Source organism: Flavobacterium plantiphilum, from assembly GCF_046000495.1.
GTDB lineage: Bacteria > Bacteroidota > Bacteroidia > Flavobacteriales > Flavobacteriaceae > Flavobacterium > Flavobacterium plantiphilum.
In genome coordinates this window covers 68,027-88,276 of the sequence record NZ_JBELQA010000004.1, presented here as the reverse complement: position 1 = coordinate 88,276, position 20,250 = coordinate 68,027, and the positions used below count along the sequence as shown (strand labels likewise).

Below are 20,250 nucleotides of genomic sequence, written 5' to 3'. Positions count from 1 at the left end.
CTCAGGAAAGGCTGAGCTCAGTGTGACAACTTTTTTAATTAATTACCTATCGAAGAATTTGTTTTAGACTCTTCTGATTTGATTCGGCTTAACTCTGTTTGCGCTTCCGAAACTACATCCGGGAAATCGGCAAAATTCTTAATTACACTATCCAGAATATAGGTAGCCTGAAAACTGTCTTTTAATCCGTAAAAGTTTTTAGCCATTAAAATCAATCCTTTAGCTCCATACAAACGATAAGCGGAGTAGCTCTTTGCCAGTTTTTGAACTGAAGTATTTGAAGCCTCAAATTTAGCTTCCTTGTTTTTAAAATAAGCATCATAATACAATGCTTCAGCTGCCAATTCTCCTTTGGCAATCGGCATCACTTTTGCATAAGCAGCTTTCGCTTTAGCCTCATCGCCTGTTTGCATAGCCGAACGTGCAATGATTATTTGGGCATCACTTTTAACATTATCATCTGTTTTTGGATTACTCAAAACTTTATCTGCATAAACCACTGCGTTAGAATAGTCTTTGTTCTCATAATACAATTTCATCAGATTGGATTGTGCGAAAACTTTATTCTGGGACAAATCAGCTTCATTTTCTAAACGAATTAATACCGGAGTTGCTTTTTGTTTATCTGCTGAATCTAATAAAATCTGACCAGCTCTTGTTAAGGATTGCTCTGTAAATTCATTTCGAGGCTGATTAATTACATACTCATAATTAGGTAAAGCTTTGTCTTTTTGACCTTCTGCATAATAAGCCTGCGCCAAATTAAAATTAGCTTTCAAAGCATGAATACCATTTGGAAAACTTGAAATATAAGCTCTGAATCCGGAAATTGCCTGAGCTGTATTATTTTGTTCAAATTGTTTCATTGCCGATTCATACGTATCATTATCCAGATCAGCATCAGTAACTTCGACAAAATCCAAGGTTCTTACCCAGTTGGCATATTCGTCCACTTTCCCACCATCAACATAAATTAATCTTGCGGTAGCAACTGCTTCTAAAGCTTCGGAAGTTTTAGGATATTCGGCAGCTACTTTTTTAAATTTCACTAAAGCATCCGTACTCCTGTCTGAATTATAATAAACCAATCCCTGACGCAAAATCGCTCTGGCTGTAAAAGCACTATTTTTATATTCACTGATTAACCTGTCATAAGTTTTTAATGCCTGATCTTGCTTATCACCCGCCACATAGGTATTCGCCAGTTCAAACATGGCATCATCACGGTAAGCCGATTTAGGATAATTTTGAATAAAAGCATTCAAATCTTCAATTTTTCTGTCATTTCTGGCAACAAAACCATAACAAAGGGCTTTTTGATAATGCGCATAATCAGCATCTACACTTTTTAATTCGATTACTTTATTATAAGCATCCATTGCCGGCCAGTATTTAGAAGTCACAAAACGGCAATCTGCTAATCGCAAATAAGCATCTGTCAATCTGGTTTTATCATCTTTTGCTTTATCAATAAATTTCTGAAAAGCATCTCCGGCCGAATCGTATTCTTTTAATTTAAAATAAGCATACGCTACATTATAATTGCTGTTTTTATACTCAGGAGTTGTACTAGCTGCTGAAATTCCTGCAAATTGTTTGAAACTCAACAATGCTTTATTGTAATCATTCAATACATATTCTGTTTCTCCTTTCCAGAAAGTAGCTCTGGCAGTAAACTCAGCATCCATTGCATTTCCTAAAGATTTTTGGAACATTTGCAAAGCCTGCGTATAATTTCTATCGGTATATAATTCTAAACCTCTGTAGAACGTCACTTTTTGGTAAGCCAGTTTATTTTCAGGGCTTTTATTTTTTTCCAATAAAACTAAGGCTTCTTTGTAATTTTTAGAAGAGATATAAGAGTCAATCAATAACTTTTCTACCACCGGACGGCTGGAACTGTTGGGATATTTATTGATAAAACCTAACAGAATAGATGGTACACTTTGATAAGAATTCCCTAATTCATAGCTTAATTTAGCATAATTTAAATACGCATCTTCCTGAATTGCTGCTTCAAATGGCATTTCGGAAGCATTTTTGAAAGCATTCAGTGCTTCTTGTTTTTTATTTAGTTTAAGATAACTTTCACCTAAATGATAATAAGCATTTTGCGCCACTCCGTCTTTTCCTCCAATAATTTTATTGAATTGTGCGATAGCATTTTCAAAATCATTTTGTTTGTAATACGCATACCCTAACTGGTAATAATCGGTATTATTCCATCTTCCTTTTTTTCCTTTATAAGCCACTAAATAAGGAATAGACTCCTTGTATTTCTTTAAATTAAAATAACTCTCACCAATAATTTTATTCAGTTCTGACTTTTCAGCAGCATTGGATTTCCCCATCGCTTTTTGTCCAAGTTCAATGGCTTTTTCAAAATTCCCCGATTTAAAATTCATGTCAGCCTGATAATAGGATAACTTTTCAGCATATTTTTCATCTCCGGCAACAGCATCAAAATATTTATTGGCTTCCTGATAATTATCGCCTTCATATGCCATAAAACCCAGATAATATTTGGCCTGAGGTCCATAAACATCTGATTGTAATACTTTATTGAAGTAAGTTGTAGCTTCTTTTTTATTATTGGAACTAAAAAAACTGTATCCTTTTTGGAAATTAAAACGATCCTTATCTTTAGCACTTAACTGATTTTCATCTGTTTTTTCAAACCATCTTAAAGCCTCATTATAATTTCCCTGATTGAAATAAAAATGAGCTACTTCAGTATATGCCTGATTACTCTTGGAACTCGTAGGGTAATTTTCCAGAAATGATTCCATCAGCACATCGGCATTTGGATGTCCTAAACGTACCGCACAACTGGCATCATAATAAGCACAATCCGACTTCATCTCTTCATTTTGAGTTTTGTCCTTTACTTTTTCAAAAAGATACTGAGCCGAAGCGTATTGATTATCCTTAAACAAGGCCACTGCCCTGCTGTAATCCTTTAAATTATTGGTATATATTATTGATTCCTGTGCTAAAAGCATATTGGTTTTAACAAAAACCAATAAAAAAAAGAGCCACGAGAGTTTACGCATTTTCATTTATTTTTTTTAATATCCCAAATATATCATATTCTAAGATTTATAACGAGGGATTAATTCGTTTTATTATGAACAAATATTTTAACAGAACACAAAAAACTAATATTTTGATATTGCCATTTCATAATTGATAATTACTTTTACACCATAAACAAAATAAAATTATGTCCCAAGCCATATTATCATTAAAAAATGCAACCATTTACCAGGAAGACAAAGTAGTTTTATCGAATGTTAATCTGGAAGTTAATCGTGGAGAATTTCTGTATATTATTGGAAAAACAGGTTCCGGAAAAAGTAGTTTTATGAAAACGCTGTATGCCGATTTACCATTAACAGAAGGAACCGGGCATATTGTAGACTTTGATTTAGAAACCTTAAAAGAGAATGACATTCCGTTTTTAAGACGTAAAATAGGAATTGTTTTTCAGGATTTCAAATTGTTACCGGATCGTTCTATTCAGGATAACATGCTTTTTGTTCTCAGAGCTACAGGCTGGGCAGATCAAAACGAAATGGAACGAAAAATTGAAGAAGTGCTGGACAAAGTTGGAATGAAAAACTATGCACAAAAAATGCCTCACCAAATTTCCGGTGGAGAACAACAACGTGTAGCCATTGCCAGAGCATTGCTTAATGACCCTGAACTTATCCTTGCTGACGAGCCTACAGGAAACTTAGATCCTCAGACCAGTGTGGAAGTTTTAGATGTTTTGAAAAAAATAAACGGAAATGGAAAAACAATTATCATGGCCACTCACGACTATGCTTTGCTAATGAAATTCCCTTCAAAAACACTAAAATGCGAAGACTCTAAAATTTTTGAAGTCGTTCAGAGAACCGTTTAACAAACACTATTTATCACTTTCCAAAGCAGGCAAATGCCATTTGTATTTCACTGCCATCAATCGGATACTAATAATGACAGATACTGTTGTTATATAAATAATCTCATCATTCAGCTGAAAGGCTTTGAGTATAAAAAACAGAATTCCGCCAAGAATACAAATAGTTGCATAAATCTCTTTACGGAAGATTACGGGAATTTCATTGCATAAAATATCACGGATAACACCGCCAAAACATGCGGTGATTGTCCCCAGAGCAATGCAAATAATAGGATGTAAACCTATCTCAATTCCTTTTCTCAATCCCGTTAAAGTATAAACCCCCAGACCAATAGTATCAAAAAGAAACAAAGAAGTTCTCAATCTATCAAATTTCTTCCGAAAAACCACTGCCAGTATAAATCCGGTAATAATCATATAAACATACTCCAAATCCATCATCCAGCCCACCGGAGTCCGTCCTATTAAAACATCACGCAAGGTCCCTCCGCCCACTGCGGTTACAAAAGCAATAATAAAAACACCAAAAGGATCTAACTTTTTCTCCATGGCTGTCAAAACCCCGGACATAGCAAAAGCCATCGTACCCACAATTTCTAAAAAACTAATCATAGCTGATGATTTAATTAATGACTTACAGCAAATTAAAGAAAAACAACTCACTTACATCACCCAAACTTTATTATTCTATCTGAAATGAAATAAAAATTTAAATACAGTTTTACAAAACAATCATTGTCTGTGTATCTTTGCTGTGAATTTAATTTTAAACCCTGCGCCTCTTGAAACAAATAACATCCATTCAGAATCCTTTTATTAAATCTTTGGTATTATTACAGGAAAAAGCCAAAAACAGGAGACAAACAGCGACGTTTTTGATTGAAGGGATACGTGAAATTTCATTGGCAGTAAAAGGGAAATATGAAATTGAAACTATTTTATTCTATCCCGAAATCTGCAGCCAGACAGAAGCTAAAAAACTAGCTCCGGACGCCGGATTAATTGAAATCAATAAAGAGGTTTTTCAAAAACTGAGCTATCGTGATACCACTGATGGTGTTTTGGCTGTAGCCAAATCCAAATCTTTAGAACTTTCAGATCTAAAACTTTCTGAAAACCCGTTAATCTTAGTCGCTGAAGCTCCGGAAAAACCAGGAAACATCGGAGCACTTTTAAGGACTGCCGATGCCGCTAATCTGGACGCTGTAATTATTGCTAACCCAAAAAGTGATTTATACAACCCAAATATTGTTCGTTCCAGTGTAGGCTGTTTGTTCACCAATCAGATTGCCACTGCAAGTACTGCTGAAATTATTGCTTTTTTAAAAGAAAAAAACATCAATTTCTATTGTGCCACTTTACAAAATTCAACCAGCTATCACACTCAGGACTTTACAAATCCAACAGCTCTGATAGTAGGAACTGAAGCCACCGGCCTAACACAGGAATGGCGTGATGCTGCCACACAAAATATTATCATCCCAATGCAAGGCGAAATTGACAGCATGAATGTTTCGGTTGCTGCGGCCATTTTAATATTTGAAGCAAAAAGGCAAAGAGGATTTTAAAATTTAGATTTCAGATATTATATTGCAGATTAAATAGTTATAAATTCGATTTTATTCTTTAAAAACCTGACGTTTTTTAAAATTTAATATCTAAAATCAGAAATCTACAATCTACATTCCCAACTCTTGCATATATGCTAACTTATGATTATTTTTAGAAAATGAACCCTGCAAGTATGACCGAAATAGATATCGAAAAAGAAAATAAAGCAATTGCTCAGGAATATAAAGAATTGCTTCGTATCAGTTACCAAACCTTAACCACAGAAGATAAAAAACTTATACGAAAAGCATTTGATGTTGCAGTTGAAGCGCATAAAGACCAAAGAAGAAAATCGGGTGAAGCCTATATTTTTCATCCTATTGCTGTGGCTAAAATTGTTGCTTCGGAAATTGGTCTTGGAGCAACCTCAATTGCCGCCGCTTTATTGCATGATGTGGTGGAAGACACTCCAACTACAGTAAAAGATATTGAACGAATGTTCAACCCGAAAGTAGCACAACTTGTAGAGGGTTTAACCAAAATATCTATTGTACAAAAAGACATGAATGTGTCTATGCAGGCCGAAAATTTTCGGAAAATGTTATTGACTTTGTATGATGACGTAAGAGTGATTCTTATTAAAATTGCCGACAGATTGCACAATATGCAAACTATGGATTCGATGATTGACCACAAACAGGTTAAGATTGCTTCGGAAACACTTTATATTTATGCACCATTAGCGCATCGTTTAGGACTATACAACATTAAAACAAAACTGGAAGATTTAGGATTAAAATACACTGAACCGGCAGTTTACAATGATATTGTCAGCAAAATAAAAGAAACCAAAGAGCAACAAGATGCTTATATAAAAGACATTTCTGACGTATTAAAAGCCTCTTTAGACGCTGAAGACATTGATTACATCATCAAAGGCCGCCCAAAATCCATCTATTCGATTCGCAGAAAGATGAAGGCTCAAAACGTAACTTTTGACGAAGTTTACGATAAATTTGCGCTGAGGATTGTCTATAAATCAGATCCACATGATGAAAAATTTATCGCCTGGAAAATTTATTCTATCGTTACAGACCATTACAGACCCAGTCCAAGTCGTTTAAGAGACTGGATTTCCTCTCCTAAATCTACCGGTTATGAAGCATTGCATATTACTGTAATGGGGCCTAAAGGACGCTGGGTAGAAATTCAGGTTCGCAGTGAACGTATGGATGAAATCGCTGAAAAAGGATATGCAGCGCATTATAAATACAAAAATGGAGATTCAGAAGAAGGTGGTCTGGATGTCTGGTTAAACTTATTGAGAGAAGCATTAGAAAATTCAGAAACAAATGCTATCGACTTTGTTGAAGATTTCAAAATGAACCTGTATTCAAAAGAAATCTATGTATTTACACCAAAAGGGGATATTAAATCCTTACCTAAAGGTGCCACATCACTTGATTTTGCTTTTAGTATCCACTCCGAAATTGGAATTAAAACCCGTGGAACAAGAGTTAACGGAAAACTAGTTCCTTTAAACTATGAATTAAAAAGCGGGGATCAGGTAGAAATAATCACATCTCCAAACCAGAAACCAACAGCAAACTGGTTTGATTATGTAACCACTTCCAGAGCCAAAAATAAAATCAGAAACGTTCTCAACGAAAACACCAAAAAAATTGCTGAAGACGGAAAAGAAGTACTGACACGTAAATTAAAACACCTTAAGGTTACGTTAAACGAAACTGTCATCAACGAGTTAGTTAACTTTTTCCACCTTAAAACCAGTCTGGATTTATTTTACCGTGTTGGAATCGGAACTATTGATAACCAACAATTGAAAGATTTTGCAGCACAAAAAAGCAATACCTTAATTAATTTCTTTAAAAACAAAATAAAACGCAGTGGAAATACTGCCGATGCTGATATTCATAAACCTGTTCTAAACAGCAATTATGACATGTTGGTTTTTGGAAAGGAACAAGACAAATTAGATTATAAACTCTCTACTTGCTGTAATCCGATTCCAGGGGATCAGGTTTTTGGCTTTGTTACGATAAACGAAGGGATAAAAGTGCATAAAAAAGACTGTCCTAATGCTATCTCTCTACAATCCAATTATGCTTACCGAATCATGCCTGCCAAATGGATTGATTCTTCGCAACAGGAATTCAAAGCTATTCTTAATATTACCGGAATGGATACCATTGGTCTTACTAATGAGCTCACAAAAGTAATTTCGAACAACATGAACGTCAATATTCAGAGTATTTCGCTGAGTGGAGATGCCGGATTGTTTAAAGGACAATTAACTGTTATTGTTCAAAACATTACTATTCTGAAAAAACTAATTGAAAACATAAAAAAAATTGACGGGATTGACCGCGTGACAAGGGTTTACAAGAATTAATAATTTTTGAATGATTTAACATTATTTCACATCCTTTTTTCCGATTTTTGAAAAGCTTTTCAGACTTAAGGAGAATACAAAATTATTGTTTAACTTTATAAAAAAACAAAATTATTCTCTTATAAGTACTTAAACTTGAAAACTATTAAAATAAAAATTTATCTTTGCCGAATATGACACTCATTTCCACAAATAACAACAAAAATCAGGAAATTGTAAAAAATGTTTTTACAATGTATCTTGAAAAAAACGGGCATAGAAAAACGCCTGAACGTTACTCCATACTTCAGGAAATCTATGAAAGTGAAGAACATTTTGATATTGAAAACCTCTATATCAAAATGAAAAATAAAAACTATCGTGTGAGCAGAGCAACGCTGTATAATACTATAGAATTACTTTTAGACTGTGGTCTGGTTCGTAAACATCAATTTGGACAAAACCAAGCTCATTATGAAAAATCTTACTTCGATAAACAGCATGATCATATTATCATGACCGATTCTGGTGAGGTAATTGAGTTTTGTGATCCAAGAATACAGACCATAAAAAAAACCATTGAAGAAATTTTTGATGTGGAAATCATCAATCATTCCCTGTATTTTTATGGAATAAAAAAGACAGCTAAAACAGAGGAACAAGAAGAAAATACTAATAACGAAAACATTTAGTTTTAAAAAAGGCGGTAACTCACTATTACAGCCAAAACGAATTAACGAAAATAAATAAATTAAAAATGACCGTAGATTTATTACTAGGATTACAATGGGGAGATGAAGGAAAAGGAAAAATTGTTGACGTTCTTACCTCAAATTATGATATTATTGCTCGTTTTCAGGGAGGTCCTAATGCCGGACACACTTTAGAATTTGACGGAATAAAACATGTATTGAGAACCATTCCTTCCGGAATTTTCCATAAATCAGCGGTAAATATTATTGGAAACGGTGTTGTAATTGATCCTGTTGTATTTCAGAAAGAAATTGAAGGATTAGCAAAATTTAACATTGATATCAAAAAGAAATTAATCATTTCCAGAAAAGCACATTTAATTTTACCTACACACCGTTTATTAGACGCAGCCTCTGAAGCTTCTAAAGGAAAAGCTAAAATTGGTTCTACTCTTAAAGGAATCGGACCAACTTACATGGATAAAACCGGCAGAAACGGTTTACGTGTAGGAGACATTGAATTAGAAGATTTTAAAGAAAGATACCGTGCTCTTGCTGACAAACATGAGGCTATGATTGCTTTTTATGGTGTAGAATTAGAATATAACTTACCGGAATTAGAAGCTGAATTTTTTGAATCTATCGAAGAAATTAAAAAATTAGATTTCATAGATAGTGAAGAATACATGTATCAGGCTCAAAAAGCAGGTAAATCTATTTTATGTGAAGGAGCTCAGGGTTCTTTATTAGATGTTGATTTCGGGACTTATCCTTTTGTGACTTCTTCTAATACTACAGCAGCCGGAGCCTGTACAGGTTTAGGAATTGCTCCTAATAAAATTAAAGAAGTCTACGGAATTTTTAAAGCATACACCACTCGTGTAGGTAGCGGTCCTTTTCCAACGGAACTTTTTGACGAAACAGGTGCGACAATGGCTAAAGTTGGTAACGAATTTGGTTCTGTTACCGGAAGAGCGAGACGTTGCGGATGGTTAGACTTGGTAGCCTTGAAATATGCTGTTCAGGTTAACGGAGTGACACAACTGATGATGATGAAAGGTGATGTACTTTCCGGTTTTGATACTCTGAAAGTATGTACAGAATACAATTATAAAGGAAAAAACATTGCTCATTTCCCTTACAATGTAGAAGAAGAAAATGTTTCTCCTGTTTACAAAGAATTTAAAGGATGGAAACAAGATTTAACAGGAATGACTACTTATGAGGAATTACCAGTAGAATTAAAAGAATATATTGAGTTTATTGAAAAAGAACTTGAAGTGCCTATCAAAATTGTTTCTGTTGGTCCGGACAGAAAACAAACTATTCTAAAATAAAAAATTAACGCCCTGAAATTCGGGGCGTTTTTTTATACATTAAATCAAATCGCAAATAACAAATGAACGACCCAAAAATAAGCATCAAAGAAACCAAATTATTATCTGACAACTGGTACATTTTAAACAAAGTAACTTTTGATTATAAAAAACCGGATAATAGTGTCATTACACAACAACGAGAAGTGTATGACCGGGGCAACGGAGCTGCTATATTACTCTACAATACTGCAAATAAGACTATTATTTTAACACGTCAATTTCGTTTACCCACCTACTTAAATGGAAATAAAAACGGAATGATGGTTGAAGTTTGTGCCGGATTATTAGATGAGGACGAGCCTGAACAATGCATCATACGGGAAACGGAAGAAGAAACGGGCTACCGCATTTCTAAAGTCAAAAAAATCATGGAAACCTACATGTCTCCTGGCGCTATAACTGAAATTTTATATTTATTTATTGGCGAATATGATGCCTCTATGAAAGTAAGCGAAGGTGGCGGACTAGAGCATGAACAGGAAAATATTGAAGTTATTGAAATGTCTTTTGAGGAAGCTTACGATAAAATAGCAACAGGAGAAATACAAGACGCAAAAACTATTATGTTACTGCAATATGCTAAAATCAATCTGGAATTTTAACCCAATTATCATATACATTTGTAAATCAACATCCTAAAAAACACCATACAAATAAGTAATTACATTTAGTATTTTAACGCAGAATAGCTGATTTTTTTTATTTGGAAAAAGTATATATTTACAAAAAATCCAGAAACTATTTAGTTAAATCATCCTGATGAAAATTTATATTAAAAACATGGCCTGCGAAAGCTGCAAGGTGGTAGTCAAAGAAGCACTAGAAGAATTAAACTTAAATCCTGTAAAAATAGAACTTGGGGAAGCTGTTATCAAAGAAGAAATTACTGCCGAGAAAAAGAAAAAACTGAATGCTATCATAAAGAAAGTAGGCCTTGAAATTATTGAAAGCAAGGGTGGAGTTTTAATAGAAAAAATCAAAAACTATTGTCAGGAATACATCAATATTGACAAACCGGTAAAAGTTAATCTATCCGATTTTTTAACTGAAAAACTGGATTTGGATTACAATTATTTGTCAAATGCTTTTTCTGAAGTAACTTCATCTACAATTATCCATTATACCAACTTATTAAAAATGGAGAAAGCGAAAGAAATGATTTTATTCGAAGAATACAATTTTTCAGAAATAGCCAGCAAACTTAATTTTAGCAGTCTTTCGGCATTTTCAACTCAATTTAAAAAAGTTACAGGTTATAGTCCTACTCATTTTAAGAACTTAAAAGAGAAAAGAAGAAAAGCTATTCAGGAGTTAAATGAAGACTTAAAAAAGAAAAACCAATAAAATTTATAAAATTATAAGGAAAAAAGTGAATTTTTATAAGATATCTTTACCTATTAAAATTATAAAAAAATATGAGTAAAATAAGTATCTTTTATGCTGACGACGACGAGGATGATTTAATGTTTTTTAATGATGCGGTAGAAAGCGTTAGTAATACTTGCAACTTACTCGTCCAGCTTCATATCCATAAAAACGGTGACAATCTTGTTACTAATATTAAAGAGCAAAAACCTGAAAACGGAGTCGTATTTTTAGACTTAAATATGCCAAAAAAATCCGGGTTTCAGATTTTGGAAGAAATACGTAATGAACCCGCTATTAAACACTTTCCGGTAGTTATTTATTCTACCAGTTCTGATAAATCAGATATTGAATTAAGTCTTAATCTTGGTGCCAACTTTTATGCTGTCAAACCTTATAATTTCAATGATTTGATGAAAATGATTCAAAACGTGATTAAAATAAACTGGAATAATCATAAGGTTGATATAGAGAATTTTTTGTTAATTAAATAAAATATTAAACCTTTTACACCAAATTATCAAATAGCCACTAACCCGCATGAGGGATGGAAGCGGCATCCTTTTATGTATTTCTTTAATACATAAAAGATACAGCGTACAGCCCGGCCTTATTGAAAAAAATATTTTTTACTATTTTTTTTTAATAAGGTCATGCAAAAGAAAAGGAGAACACAAATAAAATTGTATTCTCCTTTTTTATGCAATAAAAATGTAAAATTATTTATTAGGCTGCGGAGTCATTCTTAAATAATATTTTATTCTGTTGAAGCCTTTTGGGAATTTCGCGGGGATATCTTCATCTTTAATTGATGGTGATATTACAACATCCTGACCGTCTTTCCAGTTTGCCGGAGTGGCCACACTGTAATTAGCTGTTAATTGCAAACTGTCGATAACACGTAAAATTTCGTCAAAGTTTCTTCCTGTTGAAGCCGGATAAGTCAAAATTAATTTAATCTTTTTATCTGCTCCGATTACAAATACAGAGCGAACGGTAAAAGTATCATTAGCATTTGGATGAATCATATCATACAAATTAGCTATTTCTTTATTTTCATCGGCTATGATAGGATACTGTAAGGTAGTATTTTGAGTTTCCTCAATGTCTTTAATCCAGTTTACATGCGACTCTAATCCATCAACACTTAATGCAATAACCTTGGTGTTTCTTTTTTGAAATTCAGGAAAATAATTGGCTACTGTTCCTAATTCGGTAGTACAAACGGGTGTAAAATCAGAAGGATGAGAAAATAAAACACCCCATGAATCGCCCAGCCATTCGTGAAAATGTATGGTTCCCTGAGTAGTTTCTGCTGTAAAATCCGGAGCTGTATCTCCTAAACGTATTGTTGCCATTGTATATCTGTTTTTAAATTCGAATAAAGTTAATCAAAAAAATAGCGATAGCCGATGGATTGCATTTAAATATTTGTTAAAGAGAGTCCGAATCTTTTTTAAATGTAATGTAAAATGAAATACCAAAACGCCAGTGTAACAAACGAAACAGGAATCCCAAAACCAATCATCATACTGCTCAATCGTGGTTTTAAACCATGAGAAGTAGCCAGAATACTCGCCATAATCATGGGTGCCATGGCGGCTTCGATAATAGCTACCTGAATCATTAAGGAACTTTGTTTCAGGATAACAACATAAAGTAAAAACAGTATGGCTGGTGTAATTAGCAACTTATATGCTAATCCAATCCACAGAAATTTCCAATGCTTGCTCCGGCTGTCAAAATGCAATTGCAACCCAACAGAAATCATGGCTAATGGTGTGAGCAGACTTCCTAATTTCTGAAAAGCCAACTGGAGATAATCATGAAAATCTAAATCCAGAACATTAGCAAAAACAGCCACTAAAAAGCAGATAAAAGGAGGAAACAGCAAAACTTTCTGAGCAATTTTAACTCCGCTTGCTGCTTCTTTAGAATACAATGTTGCCACCACTACGGCAATCGTAGAAAGCACTACAAATGTTCCCGGCTGATCGACCAAAATAGCCATTTTTAATCCTTCGGAACCATACAGGGCATTTACTATAGGATATCCTAAAAAGGAAGTATTTCCCAAACCTGCAGTTATAATCAGACAACCTGTTAATTTTTTAGACCAGCCATATTTTTTTCCTAAAAAACGAAATAAAAAGAAAGCTATGGTAAATCCAATCCAGGTAACACCAATGAGATAAAGCAATTCATTATCCCAGCGAACTTTTGGGATATAATACAGCGCTAAAGCCGGAAGACAGCAGTAAACAACAAATTTATTGATCAGCTTATAACTATCAGAGGGAAACAATTTAACACGCTGAAGCGCAACACCTGCCAGTAAATAGACAAAAATCAGAATAATATTAATCATAATGCTGCAAAGATATTTACTAATTTGCTAGTATCATAAACATATGTGGAATATAACATCTCGGGTAAGATTTCATTGTATTAACAACAGACAGCAAAGTTTAGTCTGAATGTATTATTTTTACAAAAAGCATTCTGTATTTTGAAAAAAGATAAGCTCAATCCAAAAGACAATCAGGACAATCCTGAAATTTTTAATGCTGCTGTGTTGAAAAAAATTCAACAGGTACGCAATTCCCAACCCAGTATCGAAGTACTTATTTCCGGGATTTTATCAGGAGAAATTAGTGCACTGAGCAGAGCTATTACTCTAATCGAAAGCAATAATAAAAATCATTTTGCTAAAGCTAATTCGATTATTAATACCTGCCTCCCTTATGCGAACCAATCTGTCCGAATAGGCATTACAGGTGTTCCCGGAGCAGGAAAAAGTACATTCATCGAAGCTTTTGGTAAACACCTAAGCAGTCTGGGTAAAAAAACAGCCGTTTTAACAATTGATCCAACCAGCAGTATTTCCCACGGGAGTATTCTGGGTGATAAAACCCGAATGGACGAATTATCCAAAGATCCTAATACGTATATCAGACCGTCAGCGTCAGGCGACACACTGGGCGGAGTAGCTCGAAAAACAAGAGAAACTATCATACTCTGTGAAGCAGCAGGTTTTGATGTTATTATAATTGAAACTGTAGGTGTAGGTCAAAACGAGATTGCCGTTCACAGCATGGTCGATTTTTTCTTATTGCTACAAATTGCAGGAGCCGGTGACGAATTACAAGGTATAAAAAGAGGAGTTATCGAAATTGCAGATGCAATTGTAATTAACAAATCAGATGGTGACAACATCGCCAAAACCGAACAAGCAAAAGCCGAACTGAATCGTGCTCTGCATTTTTTCCCTCCTAAAAAATCAGGATGGACTCCCATTGTATCAAGTTGTAGTGCTAAAAATCATCAGGGCATAACAGAAATACAGCAAATAATTACAGACTATATCGAACTGACAAAAAGCAATACTTATTTTGATAAAAAAAGAGCGGAACAAAATGAATTCTGGCTGTTAGAAACCATTAATGAGCAACTAAAACAAAATTTTTACGGAAATACTGAAATTCAAAACCTATTAGAAAAAACTAAAAAAGCGGTGCAAAATAATGAATCTTCACCTTTTGCAGCCGCCCAGTTGTTAATTGAAACTTATTTTAATTCCAAAGATCAGTCTTGCTCGTAACGCTCCATTTCCCTGTCATAAAAAGCATTGGCCTGCTCTATTAAGCCTTCCATTTCGGCATTTAATTCAGCTTCATCAAGATCTTCAGCTTCTTCCATAAATTCTACTTCATCATCTTTCAGATTAATAATAAATCTGGGATAATCTAAATGAATAATAAAAATATCATCAGGAAAATCAGTGTTGTCGCCAAGTAAAAATTTAGGTAATTCCATGCTGTAATTAATTTGATTATTTTTTGAGTTGTCTTTTTTTTTTATTTTAAAAACGACAATAATTTTGTGTTTCTAATGTTGCTCGAAGATTAAGCGTTTCGTTAATCTGATAAAGCGAATATACAAAAATAAAGCTGCCATAGTTAATCCTGCCAAAAGTCCAATCCAGATTCCGACTGCTTTTAAACCGGTATAAAACCCCATATAGATGGAAACCGGAAATCCCACAACCCAGTATGCTACAAAAGTTATATACATTGGAACTTTAGCATCCTGCAAACCTCGCAAAGCACCTAAAACTACCGCCTGAATCCCATCTGAAATTTGGAAAACAGCTGCAATTAGCAGTAATTGAGCAGCTATGGTTATTACTTCAGTATTGGCTGCAAAATCAGCAGTATTATTCATATCTACAAATAAAACCGGCATTTGTTTATGAAATAAAACAAAAAACAGTGCAAAGAAAATTTCTAATAAAACTGCTAGTAAAAAGATAGAAAAAGCGACAATTTTCATTTTTTTATAATCACCTAAACCTTTTTGATTCCCTACTCTTATAGTAGCAGCAACACTTAATCCCATCGCAAACATAAAAGTAAATGAAGCCAGACTCAACGCAATCTGATTAGCTGCCTGATACGCTATTCCTAAACGGCCGGAAAGCCAGACTGCGGCAGTAAACAAACCTACTTCAAAAAACATTTGCATCGATGAAGGAGCACCTAACCGAATGATTTTCAGATTAATTTCGCGCTGAATATTTTTAAACGAAAATCCCTCAAAAAAAGGATGAAACTTAACGTTTTTTTTCATCTTGTAATGCATATATCCCAACATTACAAAACGGGAAACAATAGTTCCAATAGCGGCCCCCACAATGCCTAATTCAGGAAAAATCCAGACTCCGTAAATGAAAATGTAATTCAAAACCACATTCACCACATTCCCTAAAATAGTTGCCCACATGGAATATTTGGTTTCACTCATCCCATCTGCAAATTGTTTATACCCCTGAAAAACTATCAATGGTACTAAAGAAAATGCTACAATATCAAGATAAGGCTGAGAAAGTTCTACTACATTAGCAGGTTGTCCCATAAAAACAATCAATTGTTTAGCAAAAAATACCAGTACAAAAAGAAAAAAACCTAAGAAAGTACATAAATACAAACCATGATGAAACACGCTTCTGCCTTTTTCAATGTTCTGTTCTCCATCGGCCTCGGCAGCCAGAGGTGTAATAGCGGTCGAAAAACCTATTCCTAATGACATGGCTATAAAAACAAAACTGTTGGCTAATGAAACTGCAGCCAGTTCAGCCGGTCCTAATTTCCCTACCATAATATTATCTACAATCCCAACAACAGTATGCCCAATCATCCCTAAAATGATAGGATAAGCCAAATGTAAATTATAGGAGAATTCTTTGGTATAAGTAGCTAGAGTCACTTTGATTTTTTTAAGGCGACAAAGGTAAGCAGAAGTAAATCGACTGCAAGGTGTAATCCTAATATTTATACAACAAAAAAATGCTGTTAAAAAAATTCGTTAGCTAATTGATAGTCAATTGTTCCCGTTTTATAAATATAAAAAAGCAAAAAACAGCACAACATTTAAAGTCAACTCTCGTTTATAAGCTCTATAACCGCCCTAATTACGGGTAGTTTTAAATAAAATTGAAAAAATAATTAAACCCCCTCGAATCATGAAAACAACAAAAAAATTTACAGCTGCCATTTTATTTACACTGGCATTATTTACTTTTAATGGCGCAAAAGCTCAGGAAACACCAAAATACGATCAGGGTTTCCGATTAGGTTTTGGATTAAGTGGTGGTTATGCCACCGAAGATCCGTATAAAGCTGCTGTAGGAGGTGATGTCCGCCTGCAATATGATTTAACTAAAAGGTATTCAATCACTTTAACTACTGGTTACAATCACATCTTTGTGAGCGAAAGTGATGGAAAAGACTTAGGTTTTATTCCTGTAAAAGCAGGTTTAAAAGCCTTTATCTGGAACGACCAGTTTTATCTAACAGGAGAAGCCGGAGCTGCTTTTTCGGTAGCGAATAATTACAATCAAACCTCTTTATTATTAGCTCCTGGAATTGGATATGCGACTAAATACATCGATATTTCTGCACGTTACGAGCATTATTCTGATTTCAAAACAATCAATAACGATGGAACTCCGGGACAGGGTTTTGGTCAGGTAGCGCTTAGACTGGCTTATGGTTTTAAATTATAAAAATTTAAAAGATAACTAACAAAAAACACCTGATCACTTAAATGCTATCAGGTGTTTTTTTTATTCTTTTGTCAGTTGCTCTTTATACATGGCAAAATTCATTTTAATCTTATCATCCAGTTGTGGTTCTTTTATATCGGTATATTTCTGCATTTCTTCCCAAATAGTTTTTGCCACAATATAACGGGACATTTCTTTATCATCAGCAGGAATTACATACCAGGGTGCTTTTTCAGTACTGGTTTTATTAATAGCTTCCTGATAATATTTCATATAATCTTGCCAGCGGTCTCTTTCTTTTAAATCACCGGGCGAAAATTTCCAGTGATGTTCTTCTTTTTCTAAGCGTCTTAACAGCCTTTTACGTTGTTCTTCTTTGCTTAAATGCATATAAAACTTTAAGACAATAGTTCCGTTTTGAGTCAGATGTTCTTCAAAATTCCTAATCTGCTGCATTCTGTTTTCCCAGAACTCAGGAGTAATATCATCTACACTTTCTATTCCGGGTAAATTCTCATTCATGATATATTCAGGATGCACTCTGGTAACTAAAACATTCTCATAATGCGTTCTGTTAAACACGGCAAATTTTCCCTTTTCAGGCAAAGCCAGATAATGCCTCCATAAATAATCGTGTTCAAGTTCAGTAGAATTAGGTGTTTTAAAACTATGCACCACCACACCACGCGGATTAAACTCTTTAAAAACTTCCCTGATTAAACTGTCTTTGCCGGAAGTATCCATACCCTGAAGACAAATTAAAACCCCGTAACGGTTATGCGCATACATGACATCCTGCAAAACACTCAGTTTAGCCTGAACCTCATCTAATTTAGCTTCTTTAACATCATCACTTGCTTCGTTAAATAAATTAGTCGGGATTTTAGACAAATCAATTTCTCTTGTTACTTTAAAATCATCGGGATTTATGGCTTTCATAGGTACTATTTTATCATTATATTCTCAAATATAAGCAATAAATACTATAATTTTAGCCTTTAAATAGCTTTATCAGAAGCTGTTTCCGGTTATTCACTATATCTTTAGCTCCATAAAGAAAGGAGCTAAAGGATACCGCTGCTACCCGGGCTATTCAATCTGTTTTTAAATTAACATATGGAAAAATTTACACTCGAAATATTGTTTCACATCATCGGCATAGGTGCTGCTTCAGGATTAATTTATAAAGACAACTCTCTTTATCTTATTAGCGACAACAGCAGTTATTTATACGAATATCACATGAATTCTCAGGATTTACAACGTCATGCCCTAACAACAGATCCTACTGAGAACATTCCTAAAAAAGACAAACCTGATTTTGAAGCTATGACTACTTTTCAGGATACACTTTATATATTTGGCTCAGGTTCCACTGCCAACAGAAACAAAATGGTCGAATTTGATTTGGCACAAAAAAAGAAAATTGCTACCAATGATTTAAGTAATCTGTACGAAGTAATGCAAAATTTTGCCTCTATAAAACCGGAAGATTTTAATATTGAAGGCATCATGCACGATGGTGAAAACTGGTATTTTTTAAATCGTGGTAACGGAATTGCAAATAAAAACACACTCTTGAGTGTTCATGCTAAAAAGCTCGATCAGGAATTCAGCCTTATGGCAAACGACTATAAATTACCAAAGATAAAAGGAGTACGTACCAGTTTTACTGATGCTGTATTAACAGATAATGCCATTTATTTTTTGGCCACAGCCGAAAATTCAAAATCCACATATCACGACGGAGAAGTATTAGGAAGCATCATTGGACGCATTAATCTGGAAACGATGAAAATTGATTTTACAAAAAAAATTAGCCCCACAAATAAATTTGAAGGGCTAACGGTATATTCAAAAACGGAGCATCAGATTCAGTTTTTGCTGTGTGAAGATAAAGATTCTGATGTATTAGAAAGTACTATTTACAAATTAACAGTTCCTCTAAAATAATTTTTTTTCTTATTATAAATCAGCTCTCTTTTTTTGTTCAATCATAATACTATCCTTAAAAGGTTTCACCACTCTGGCTATTTCTTCTTCAGAAATATTAAGAGCTTTTGGATCATCCAGCAGTTTTAACCATGGCTTTGGTGCTTTAAAATCATAAGATCCAAAAACAATTACAGGTGTTCCTTTTACCTTTACGGTTTCATTGTCTTCAAGTACCCATTCGTCAGCCCAGTCATACAGATAACGGGCATCTTTTTCCTGTAACCTTAAACAGGAATGTGAAGCCGGATAACCCGGTAGGGTATACTGATGAAATCCTACTCCTAATTTATTTTCGATATTAAAATTCCATTTTAAAATCCATTCATCGTTAAAGGTACTGGTAGTTTCTTCGGCTTTCCAATTTGTAAAGAAAAGACCTGTGGGAGTAGGATCTTTTTCTCTTCCCATATTTGTAGGTCCCGTATACACCAAACGTCCTTTATCATAAGCGACAAAAGTTTGAGTAGGATATGAAAATAAAATGATTTTATGTATGTCTTGTAAGGCCTTTACTTCCAGCGGAAACGGTAAATAGAATTCGATATCACCACTTTTATCTTTTGGAACAATAACAGAATCCATTTTTTTTAAATTAGCGGCATCGGTTCTGTTGGCCGCATATACCAATTTTAAGTAAGCTTCGTCTGTTTTATTTTTTGCTAACCATTCTTTTGTATTTACCATCTGGTAAGTCACTTTTTCCGTAGGTTCATGACGTACCGGACTTTCTATGGTTCCTATAATCGTTTTTTCGTTTTCTATAGCTGGTTTTTCATTTTCCTGTTTGCAGGCAACAAATAAAAGGGCAGCCAGCCCGGTACAGAGTAAGAGTATCTTCTTCATATTTTGATATTAAATTATTAAGTTATGCTTATTATTTCATAAAACTCAAGATTGTAAAATTC

General features: G+C 34.1%; 19 protein-coding genes. 11 read left to right on the top strand and 8 right to left on the bottom strand.

Annotated features, from left to right (window positions below):
- Positions 1-38: 38 nt before the first annotated feature.
- Positions 39-3,053: a tetratricopeptide repeat protein gene (locus ABS764_RS08010; RefSeq protein ID WP_408081535.1), complete on the bottom strand. Its 3,015-nt coding sequence runs from the start codon at positions 3,051-3,053 to the stop codon at positions 39-41.
- 170 nt (positions 3,054-3,223) lie between these two features.
- On the opposite strand from ABS764_RS08010, the gene ABS764_RS08005 reads away from it, so the two are divergent.
- A complete protein-coding gene (locus ABS764_RS08005; protein ID WP_408081269.1) occupies positions 3,224-3,907 on the top strand; it encodes a cell division ATP-binding protein FtsE in 684 nt (227 codons plus the stop codon).
- 6 nt (positions 3,908-3,913) lie between these two features.
- Here ABS764_RS08005 and ABS764_RS08000 read toward each other — a convergent pair whose 3' ends face one another.
- Complete coding sequence (locus ABS764_RS08000; RefSeq protein ID WP_408081268.1) at positions 3,914-4,519, bottom strand: trimeric intracellular cation channel family protein; 606 nt, start codon at positions 4,517-4,519, stop codon at positions 3,914-3,916.
- 170 nt (positions 4,520-4,689) lie between these two features.
- Here ABS764_RS08000 and ABS764_RS07995 point away from each other — a divergent pair, with 170 nt between their 5' ends.
- The 7 genes from ABS764_RS07995 (at position 4,690) to ABS764_RS07965 (ending at position 11,780) form a co-directional block, all read left to right on the top strand.
- Positions 4,690-5,475 carry a TrmH family RNA methyltransferase gene (locus tag ABS764_RS07995; RefSeq protein ID WP_408081267.1) on the top strand — a complete coding sequence of 262 codons (786 nt, stop codon included), beginning with the start codon at positions 4,690-4,692 and terminating at the stop codon, positions 5,473-5,475.
- Positions 5,476-5,651: 176 nt separating this feature from the next.
- The gene (locus tag ABS764_RS07990) at positions 5,652-7,871 is read left to right on the top strand and encodes a RelA/SpoT family protein (protein WP_408081534.1); all 2,220 of its coding nucleotides are present in this window, start codon (positions 5,652-5,654) and stop codon (positions 7,869-7,871) included.
- A gap of 173 nt (positions 7,872-8,044) precedes the next feature.
- A complete protein-coding gene (locus ABS764_RS07985) occupies positions 8,045-8,542 on the top strand; it encodes a Fur family transcriptional regulator (protein ID WP_408081266.1) in 498 nt (165 codons plus the stop codon).
- Between the two features lie 65 nt (positions 8,543-8,607).
- Positions 8,608-9,879, top strand: a complete 1,272-nt coding sequence (locus tag ABS764_RS07980) for an adenylosuccinate synthase (protein ID WP_408081265.1) — start codon at positions 8,608-8,610, stop codon at positions 9,877-9,879.
- A 62-nt stretch (positions 9,880-9,941) separates the two neighbouring features.
- Complete coding sequence (gene nudK, locus ABS764_RS07975) at positions 9,942-10,523, top strand: GDP-mannose pyrophosphatase NudK (protein WP_408081264.1); 582 nt, start codon at positions 9,942-9,944, stop codon at positions 10,521-10,523.
- Between the two features lie 157 nt (positions 10,524-10,680).
- The gene (locus ABS764_RS07970; RefSeq protein WP_408081263.1) at positions 10,681-11,265 is read left to right on the top strand and encodes a helix-turn-helix domain-containing protein; all 585 of its coding nucleotides are present in this window, start codon (positions 10,681-10,683) and stop codon (positions 11,263-11,265) included.
- A gap of 71 nt (positions 11,266-11,336) precedes the next feature.
- A complete protein-coding gene (locus ABS764_RS07965) occupies positions 11,337-11,780 on the top strand; it encodes a response regulator (protein ID WP_408081262.1) in 444 nt (147 codons plus the stop codon).
- A gap of 225 nt (positions 11,781-12,005) precedes the next feature.
- Here the strand turns inward: ABS764_RS07965 and ABS764_RS07960 are convergent, their stop codons facing one another.
- Both ABS764_RS07960 and ABS764_RS07955 read right to left on the bottom strand, forming a co-directional pair.
- Positions 12,006-12,644 carry a peroxiredoxin gene (locus tag ABS764_RS07960; protein WP_408081261.1) on the bottom strand — a complete coding sequence of 213 codons (639 nt, stop codon included), beginning with the start codon at positions 12,642-12,644 and terminating at the stop codon, positions 12,006-12,008.
- A 98-nt stretch (positions 12,645-12,742) separates the two neighbouring features.
- On the bottom strand, positions 12,743-13,654 hold the full coding sequence (locus ABS764_RS07955) for an AEC family transporter (RefSeq protein ID WP_408081260.1): 912 nt from the start codon (positions 13,652-13,654) through the stop codon (positions 12,743-12,745).
- Between the two features lie 141 nt (positions 13,655-13,795).
- Here ABS764_RS07955 and meaB point away from each other — a divergent pair, with 141 nt between their 5' ends.
- Entirely contained in the window at positions 13,796-14,887 is a 1,092-nt protein-coding gene (gene meaB, locus ABS764_RS07950; RefSeq protein WP_408081259.1) for a methylmalonyl Co-A mutase-associated GTPase MeaB, read from the top strand.
- Here meaB and ABS764_RS07945 read toward each other — a convergent pair.
- On the bottom strand, positions 14,872-15,102 hold the full coding sequence (locus tag ABS764_RS07945) for a hypothetical protein (RefSeq protein ID WP_073240840.1): 231 nt from the start codon (positions 15,100-15,102) through the stop codon (positions 14,872-14,874). The two genes, meaB and ABS764_RS07945, sit on opposite strands and share 16 nt — an antisense overlap.
- 72 nt (positions 15,103-15,174) lie before the next feature.
- Complete coding sequence (locus tag ABS764_RS07940) at positions 15,175-16,551, bottom strand: MATE family efflux transporter (protein WP_408081258.1); 1,377 nt, start codon at positions 16,549-16,551, stop codon at positions 15,175-15,177.
- A 256-nt stretch (positions 16,552-16,807) separates the two neighbouring features.
- Between ABS764_RS07940 and ABS764_RS07935 the strand changes: the two genes are divergently transcribed.
- The gene (locus ABS764_RS07935; RefSeq protein WP_408081257.1) at positions 16,808-17,350 is read left to right on the top strand and encodes a hypothetical protein; all 543 of its coding nucleotides are present in this window, start codon (positions 16,808-16,810) and stop codon (positions 17,348-17,350) included.
- A gap of 60 nt (positions 17,351-17,410) precedes the next feature.
- Here the strand turns inward: ABS764_RS07935 and ABS764_RS07930 are convergent, their stop codons facing one another.
- A complete protein-coding gene (locus ABS764_RS07930; protein ID WP_408081256.1) occupies positions 17,411-18,289 on the bottom strand; it encodes a PPK2 family polyphosphate kinase in 879 nt (292 codons plus the stop codon).
- Positions 18,290-18,466: 177 nt separating this feature from the next.
- On the opposite strand from ABS764_RS07930, the gene ABS764_RS07925 reads away from it, so the two are divergent.
- On the top strand, positions 18,467-19,303 hold the full coding sequence (locus tag ABS764_RS07925; protein WP_408081255.1) for a DUF6929 family protein: 837 nt from the start codon (positions 18,467-18,469) through the stop codon (positions 19,301-19,303).
- A 12-nt stretch (positions 19,304-19,315) separates the two neighbouring features.
- Here the strand turns inward: ABS764_RS07925 and ABS764_RS07920 are convergent, their stop codons facing one another.
- Complete coding sequence (locus tag ABS764_RS07920) at positions 19,316-20,188, bottom strand: L,D-transpeptidase (protein ID WP_408081254.1); 873 nt, start codon at positions 20,186-20,188, stop codon at positions 19,316-19,318.
- Positions 20,189-20,250 lie beyond the last annotated feature (62 nt).